Annotated in this window: 8 protein-coding genes; 2 read left to right on the top strand and 6 right to left on the bottom strand. The window is 70.5% G+C overall.

Annotated elements, in window-relative coordinates; genetic code table 11:
- Positions 1-707: recombinase RecA (gene recA / locus AB0F29_RS40190; RefSeq protein WP_361883574.1), on the bottom strand; the 707-nt coding region annotated here is incomplete at its 3' end.
- A gap of 282 nt (positions 708-989) precedes the next feature.
- Here recA and AB0F29_RS40185 point away from each other — a divergent pair.
- Positions 990-1934 carry an SDR family oxidoreductase gene (locus tag AB0F29_RS40185; protein WP_361883580.1) on the top strand — a complete coding sequence of 315 codons (945 nt, stop codon included), beginning with the start codon at positions 990-992 and terminating at the stop codon, positions 1932-1934.
- Positions 1935-1956: 22 nt separating this feature from the next.
- Here AB0F29_RS40185 and AB0F29_RS40180 read toward each other — a convergent pair whose 3' ends face one another.
- A complete protein-coding gene (locus AB0F29_RS40180; RefSeq protein WP_361883577.1) occupies positions 1957-3072 on the bottom strand; it encodes an AI-2E family transporter in 1116 nt (371 codons plus the stop codon).
- A 247-nt stretch (positions 3073-3319) separates the two neighbouring features.
- A complete protein-coding gene (locus tag AB0F29_RS40175) occupies positions 3320-3514 on the bottom strand; it encodes a DUF3046 domain-containing protein (protein ID WP_003965827.1) in 195 nt (64 codons plus the stop codon).
- Between the two features lie 79 nt (positions 3515-3593).
- Between AB0F29_RS40175 and AB0F29_RS40170 the strand changes: the two genes are divergently transcribed.
- Positions 3594-4508 (top strand): hypothetical protein, encoded by a 915-nt coding sequence (locus tag AB0F29_RS40170; protein ID WP_361883571.1) that lies wholly within the window; start codon positions 3594-3596, stop codon positions 4506-4508.
- A gap of 62 nt (positions 4509-4570) precedes the next feature.
- Here AB0F29_RS40170 and AB0F29_RS40165 read toward each other — a convergent pair whose 3' ends face one another.
- The 3 genes from AB0F29_RS40165 to AB0F29_RS40155 all read right to left on the bottom strand — a co-directional run bounded on the left by AB0F29_RS40165 (position 4571) and on the right by AB0F29_RS40155 (position 6693).
- The gene (locus tag AB0F29_RS40165; RefSeq protein ID WP_003965829.1) at positions 4571-4876 is read right to left on the bottom strand and encodes an AzlD domain-containing protein; all 306 of its coding nucleotides are present in this window, start codon (positions 4874-4876) and stop codon (positions 4571-4573) included.
- Complete coding sequence (locus AB0F29_RS40160) at positions 4873-5706, bottom strand: AzlC family ABC transporter permease (RefSeq protein ID WP_361883568.1); 834 nt, start codon at positions 5704-5706, stop codon at positions 4873-4875. The genes AB0F29_RS40165 and AB0F29_RS40160 overlap by 4 nt, the downstream gene beginning before the upstream one ends.
- A 138-nt stretch (positions 5707-5844) precedes the next feature.
- A complete protein-coding gene (locus tag AB0F29_RS40155; RefSeq protein ID WP_361883565.1) occupies positions 5845-6693 on the bottom strand; it encodes an AraC family transcriptional regulator in 849 nt (282 codons plus the stop codon).
- Positions 6694-6795: the final 102 nt, after the last annotated feature.

Below are 6795 nucleotides of genomic sequence, written 5' to 3'. Positions count from 1 at the left end.
TCGGTGCCGTCCTTGAGCGTCTCGATCCGGCGGATGTCCAGGCGCACCGAGGCGTAGAACTTCAGCGCCCGGCCACCGGTGGTGGTCTCCGGGGAGCCGAACATCACACCGATCTTCTCGCGGAGCTGGTTGATGAAGATCGCGGTGGTCTTGGACTGGTTGAGCGCACTGGTGATCTTGCGGAGGGCCTGGCTCATCAGACGCGCCTGGAGGCCCACGTGCGAGTCGCCCATCTCGCCCTCGATCTCCGCACGGGGCACCAGGGCCGCCACGGAGTCGATGACGATCAGGTCCAGGGCGCCGGAGCGCACCAGCATGTCGACGATCTCCAGCGCCTGCTCACCGTTGTCCGGCTGGGACAGGATGAGGTTGTCGATGTCGACGCCGAGCTTCTTCGCGTACTCCGGGTCCAGTGCGTGCTCGGCGTCGATGAACGCCACCGAACCGCCGAGCTTCTGCGCGTTCGCCACCGCGTGCAGCGTCAGCGTCGTCTTACCGGAGGACTCCGGCCCGTACACCTCCACCACACGGCCGCGCGGCAGACCGCCGACACCGAGGGCGACGTCCAGGGCGGTCGATCCCGTGGGGATGACCTCGATGGGCTCGTTCGGCCGCTCACCCAGGCGCATCACCGCACCCTTGCCGAACTGCCGTTCAATCTGTGCGAGTGCGGCGTCCAGCGCCTTCTCGCGGTCGTTACCTGCCATGGGTTCCACCCGATTTGCTTGAGTCGATCGCTTCACGTCTCAGACGCTAACCCCTGCCACTGACAATGGGCCTCGACGTCCTCCCGGCCTGTGGACAACTCCACGGCCGGGCCCGGGAAAACCCGGCCGGAATCCCATCAGAATGGATGTTCGATTTTCGTGTCAAGCGCACCACGCGGCCCCGCGGCCACCCCGTGACCGAACACCGGCGACCTCTCGTCGGCACACGACCGAGCCTGCACACCTGAGCGTATCGCCCTATATTCGATCGGTATGGGAGCGATGACGGAGCCCGGAGCACCCGACGGAGGGCAGGCCCCCGGATCCGATCTGGCCGGCCGCGTGGCACTCGTCGCCGGAGGCACCCGCGGGGCCGGGAGGGGCATCGCCGTCCAGCTCGGCGCCGCCGGGGCGATCGTGTACGTGACCGGCCGCACGAGCGGGTCCGAGCGGTCCGAGATGGACCGGCCCGAGACGATCGAGGAGACCGCGGCCCTGGTCGACGCGGCGGGCGGGCGGGGCATCGCCGTCCAGGTCGATCATCTGGTTCCGGACCGGGTCAGGGCTCTGGTGGCCCGCGTCGCGAGCGAGCAGGGTGCCCTGCACATTCTGGTGAACGACATCTGGGGGGCCGAGATCGAGTGGGACAGGCCGGTGTGGGAGTCGTCGCTCGACACCGGGCTGCACACCCTGCGGCTGGCCGTCGACACCCATGCCATCACCAGTCACTTCGCGCTGCCGCTGCTGATCGAGACACCGGGCGGCCTGGTCGTCGAGATGACCGACGGGACGGACGAGTACAACGTGTCCCACTACCGCGTCTCGTTCTTCTACGACCTGGCCAAGGCCGCGGTGAACCGGATGGCCTTCACCCTCGGCCATGAGCTCGCACCGCACCACGCGACGGCCGTGGCGCTCACCCCGGGCTGGCTGCGGTCCGAGGCCATGCTTCAGGCTCACGGGGTGACCGAGGCCACCTGGCGGGACGCCGTCGCGCACACGCCCCACTTCGCGATCTCCGAGTCCCCCGCGTACGTCGGCCGCGCCGTGGCCGCCCTCGCCGGCGACCGCGAGGTGGCCCGCTGGAACGGCAGGTCGCTCTCCAGCGGGCAGCTCGCCCAGGTGTACGGCTTCACCGATGTGGACGGGAGCCGGCCCGACGCCTGGCGGTATCTGACCGAGGTCCAGGAGCCCGGCCTGCCGGCCGATGTGACGGGTTACCGCTGAGGCGGCCCGCCATGACCGGCTGCTATCGCCGAGGCCACATCAGACGGCGTATCCGGGACGGCAACGGCCTCCCGGGCGCGCGGCTGCTGCCCCCGTGCACACGTGGGTCGTCGGTGACGTCGTACCGCTTCACATAGGCGCCGAGGAACGCCTGGAGCGTGGCGACGGCGGGAATGGCGACCAGCGCTCCGACGGCGCCGAGCAGGGCCGTGCCGGCGATGACCGACCCGAAGGCGACCGCGGGGTGGATGTCGACGGTCTTCGCGGTCAGCTTGGGCTGGAGCACGTAGTTCTCGAACTGCTGGTAGATCACGACGAACCCGAGCACGTACAGCGCGTACCAGGGGTCGACCGTGAAGGCGATCAGCATGGGCAGGGCGCCCGCGAGATACGTGCCGATGGTGGGGATGAACTGCGAGACGAGTCCGACCCAGACGGCGAGTGCCGGGGCGTAGGGCACCCCGAGGATCACCAGCAGGACGTAGTGCGCCACGCCGGAGATCAACGCCATCAGACCGCGCGAGTAGATGTATCCGCCGGTCTTGTCGACCGCGATCTCCCAGGCGCGCAACACCTCGGTCTGCCGGGCCGGCGGCAGTACGGAGCACAGGGCGCGGCGGAGCCGGGGCCCGTCGGCCGCGAAGTAGAAGGAGAACAGGAAGATCGTCAACAGCCGGAACAGCCCGCCGAGGACCGTGGTGGAGACGTCGAGCACTCCGGTGGCGCTGTTCTGGACGTACTTCTGCAGCCAGTCGGAGTGCAGCAGGCTGTCCTGGACCTCGACCCGGGAGAGTTCGGTACGGAAGGTCTGGTTGACCCAGTTGATCACCGAGTCGATGTACTTGGGGAACTCGTCGACCATGTCGACGATCTGGCCCGCGAGCATCGACCCCAACAGCACCACGAATCCGACGCCGGAGATCATCACTGCGAGGAAGACGAGGAACGTGGCCAGCCCGCGGCGCATGCCGCGACCCGCCATCCGGCCGACCGCGGGCTCGATGGCGAGCGCGAGGAAGAACGCGATCAGCACGTTCGTCAGCAACCCGATGAGCTGGTAGAACGCCCAACTGCCGAGCTGGAAACAGGCGTAGAGCGCCAGGGCCAGCACCATCGCACGCGGCAGCCAGCCGGGCATGCGGACCCCGCCCGCGCCGGAGGGCGGCGCAGGCGGTGCGGCCGGCGGGGCGGGTGGGGATGCGGACGGCTGGGCCGGGGCGGTCTCGTCTGTCGATGACACGGGACAAGTCTGGCCTATGCCGCCGGCCACCGGTCCCCCGCCCCGAGCCGGCCGCTCCCGTACGTGCCGGCCCCGTTCCCTCCCCGAACGGGTCAGTGCTCGCCCGGAACGGGTCAGTGCTCGCCCGCCGGAACGCACGCAGGCTTCAGCGCCTGTCGGCCGGAACGTCCATGGCCGTACAGACCCCGCGCCAGACGTCCTTGGCGTCCCAGCCCGCGTCCAGCGCCTGGTGCACCGTGCGGCCGCCGAGTTCGGCCATCACATGGTCACGGGCGAAGGAGTCCGCGTACGCCGCACCGAAGTGGTCGGCCATCCGCTCCCAGAAAATCGTCAACCGCATGCCACCAGTATCCCGCTCCTGAGAGTGCAGCCGGTCCGCCGGGCATGTGCCGGACGCCTTTCCCCTCTACGGTCGGTCCATGGCTGGAACCGGAGCAAGCACCCTCGCGCGAGCCGAACAGTTCATCTGGCTCACGGCCCGTGTCCTCGAACAGCGGAGGTTCGCCCATGGCTTCCTGGACGGAGATCCCGACGCCGTGGAAACGGCCCTCTCCGCCTATCAGAACGAGGACGGCGGCTACGGTCACGCACTGGAACCCGATCTCCGGGGTCCGGTGAGCCAACCGCTGCACACCGCCCATGCGCTGAGCGTTCTTGATTCGATCGATCGCTGCGCCGGACAGCGCGTCGAACGGATCTGCCGTTTTCTGACCGATGTGTCAACCAAAGAAGGCGCACTTCCCGCTCTGCTTCCTACACAGCGCGGGTATCCGGCGGCCCCGTTCATCCCCATCGTGGACGACCCTCCGGCGGAGCTGCTCGCGACCGGCCCGGTCGTCGGGCTGCTCCACGGCAATCAGGTGTGGCACGCCTGGCTGTTCCGGGCGACGGACTTCTGCTGGAGTGCCGTCGAGGCTCTGGAACAGTCCCATCCCTACGAGATCGAGGCCGCGGTCGCTTTTCTGGACTGCGCTCCGGACCGGGCACGCGCCGAGGTGGCGGCCGACCGGCTCGGCCGCCTGGTGCGCGAACAACGGCTCGCGGTGCTCGATCCCTCCCGGCGGGCGGAGCACCCGGTGGCGACGGGCTACGCGCCGGGCGAGCACCACTTCCCGCACGACTACGCCCGTACTCCCGGATCCCTGGCCCGCCGCTGGTTCACGGACGCGGAGCTGGAGCGCTCGCTCGACCACCTTGCCGCCGAACAGCAGGACGACGGCGGATGGCCGGTGACCTGGCGTCAGTGGGCCCCGGGAACCGCACTGGAAGGACGCCCCCTGGTGACGCTCAGGGCCTTGGGGACGCTCCGCTCATACGGTCGTCCGCTCGGCTGACCGCGTGTCCGGTGTGGCGGACGGATCGCTCCCGCGTTTCGGCTCTCGGGCGTTCCGTTCGCTCAGGCCAGTGCCCGGACTCCGGCCGTGACCAGGACTCCCGCGCCGACGACGACCAGGAAGGGAGCACGGAGGACCAGGGCGAGTGCCGCTGCCCCGAGACCGGCGGCACGGGCGTCGAGGACGAGTTGCTGACCGTCGCCGAAGGTCTGCTGTGCGGTGAGAGCCGCCAGCAGCGCCACGGGCAGCAGGGCGGCCATCCGCTGGACCAGTGGTCGCTCCAGCACGCCCGCGGGCACCAGCAGGCCCAGGAGCTTGGCGAGGTAACAGCCCGCCACGGTCAGTCCGATGGCGATCCAGACGTTCATGGGCGCCGCTCCTCCTTCTCCTGCTGTGCCGTCTTCCGCTGCCGGGCCGCCGCGCCGTCCTCGGCTTCCGGTCCCCGTTTCGTCCGTCCCATGAGGAAGAGGACGACGGGTGCCGCGAGCGCCGACAGCAGAACGGGCACACCCGCCGGCAGAACGGGCAGCAGCGTCAGGGCCAGCAGGACGGCCAGCCCCGCCGTGACGCGTTCGATGGTGCTCTTGAGCATCGGCGCGAGCAGCGCGAGGAACACCGCGGGACTCGCCGCGTCCAGGCCCCACACGTCGGTGTCGCCCAGTGCCTCGGCGCCCAGGGCTCCCACCAGGGTGGTGAGGTTCCACAGCACGTACAGGGTGAGTCCGGTGACCGTGAAGCCGATGCGCGCGGCCCGCCGGGTGGGCTGGGGCAGGGTGACCGCGGTCGTCTCGTCGATGACCCAGTGGGCGGCGAAGGGCCGTACCGCGCGGGGAAGCGCGAGCAGTTGCGAGAGCCGCAGACCGTAGAACGCGTTCCGGACGCCCAGGAAGAACGCACCGGCCGCCGCGGTGTAGGGGTTACCGCCCGCGGCCAGCGCGCCTACCAGGGCGAACTGCGAGGCGCCGGTGAAGACGAGAAGACTCAGGACGCAGGTCTGGAGCAGGCTGAGGCCGGAGCCCGCGGAGGTGACGCCGAAGGCGAAGCCGGAGAGCCCGACGGCGATGCCGACGCCGAGCGCGTCGCGGACGACGGCCGCGTCCGGCTTGTCCGGACGGGCCTCGGCCGACCGGCCGGGCGGACCGGACGCCAGGGCACCGGCCGCGCCGGTGCCCCCTGGGGGTGTTGTCTGTTCTGCCACGCCCGGAACGCTACGGGGATCGCCGGGGCCGGGTCTTGTACGTTCTTGCACACCAGTCGGCATTCTCCGCACACGGAGAGATGCGATCCGCACACCCGCTGACATGTTCTGCGCCATCACCGGTGCGTTCCTCCGCCCTCACCTGCCGGGCCGCAGCACTCCGCGCTCGCGCTGATAGGCCCCGGGCGGCACACCCACGATCCGGGTGAAGTGACGATTGAGGTGCGGCTGGTCCGTGAAGCCGACGGCGGTCGCGGCCTCGGCGGGCGCGACACCGGCGTCGAGCATGTGGCGAGCCCTGCGCACCCGGGCATTGGTGAGCCACGTGTGGGGTGGCATCCCGTACTCCTTCTTGAACGCTCTGAGCAGCGCGAACGGACCGATACCCAGCTCGGCGGCGAGGGCCTCCAGTGTGGGCGGGGCGGCCATGCGCTCCTCCAGCGCGGCGCGGGCGCGCACGGCGTTCCGCGCACCCCCGGCGTGCGCGGCCAGTCCGGGCAAGGGGCTGCCGTGCCGACTGAGGAGCCGGGTGACCAGGACCCGCAGCAGGCTGTCGGCCGCCAGCGCGTTGCCCTCCTCCGCCGCCCGGTGCACCTCGGTGATCAGGCGGGAGGCATGGGGGTCGGTCACCCGGGTCTCGGCGAAGCCGACCGTGCCGCGCAGGGACGTCACCTCGGCCGCGATGTCGTTGACGACCCGGGCCGACGGGTAGAGCGTGGCGTACGCCCACCCCTCGGGGGCCCCGGAGCGGGCGGTGTGCGGAACCTCCGGGTTGATCATGACGACGGTTCCGGGGACCGCGTGGACCGTGCCGCCCGGCAGCCCCACGTCCTCCACGCCGCCGGTGACGGCGCCGAAGACATAGCCCTCGTGGCTGTGCCGGGGGAAGGTGTGGCGGACGTACCGGGCGCGCAGCAGATCGAGGTCGGGCAGCTCGGCGTACTGCCAGTGCCGTGCCCATTCCTCCGTGCCGTCCGCTCCCGTCATGACGCCATTCTCGCAGGTCCCGGCCGTGGGCCACCGGCTGAGCGGTCCAACGCGGGCGGTGTCACCGGCTCGTTGTCAGTGCCGGGGTGCACGATGGGGAGC

The sequence above is a fragment of the Streptomyces sp. NPDC026589 genome (genome assembly GCF_040638385.1).
Taxonomy (GTDB): Bacteria; Actinomycetota; Actinomycetes; order Streptomycetales; family Streptomycetaceae; genus Streptomyces.
This window is presented reverse-complemented; position numbering and strand designations above follow the sequence as displayed.

Excerpts from the sequence above, each read along its gene's own strand:
- AB0F29_RS40185 (WP_361883580.1), top strand. The coding sequence starts at position 990 with ATGACGGAGCCCGGAGCACCCGACGGAGGGCAGGCCCCCGGATCCGAT.
- AB0F29_RS40180 (WP_361883577.1), bottom strand. The coding sequence starts at position 3,072 with ATGCCCGGCTGGCTGCCGCGTGCGATGGTGCTGGCCCTGGCGCTCTAC.
- AB0F29_RS40175 (WP_003965827.1), bottom strand. The coding sequence starts at position 3,514 with ATGCGGTTGACGATTTTCTGGGAGCGGATGGCCGACCACTTCGGTGCG.
- AB0F29_RS40170 (WP_361883571.1), top strand. The coding sequence starts at position 3,594 with ATGGCTGGAACCGGAGCAAGCACCCTCGCGCGAGCCGAACAGTTCATC.
- AB0F29_RS40165 (WP_003965829.1), bottom strand. The coding sequence starts at position 4,876 with ATGAACGTCTGGATCGCCATCGGACTGACCGTGGCGGGCTGTTACCTC.
- AB0F29_RS40155 (WP_361883565.1), bottom strand. The coding sequence starts at position 6,693 with ATGACGGGAGCGGACGGCACGGAGGAATGGGCACGGCACTGGCAGTAC.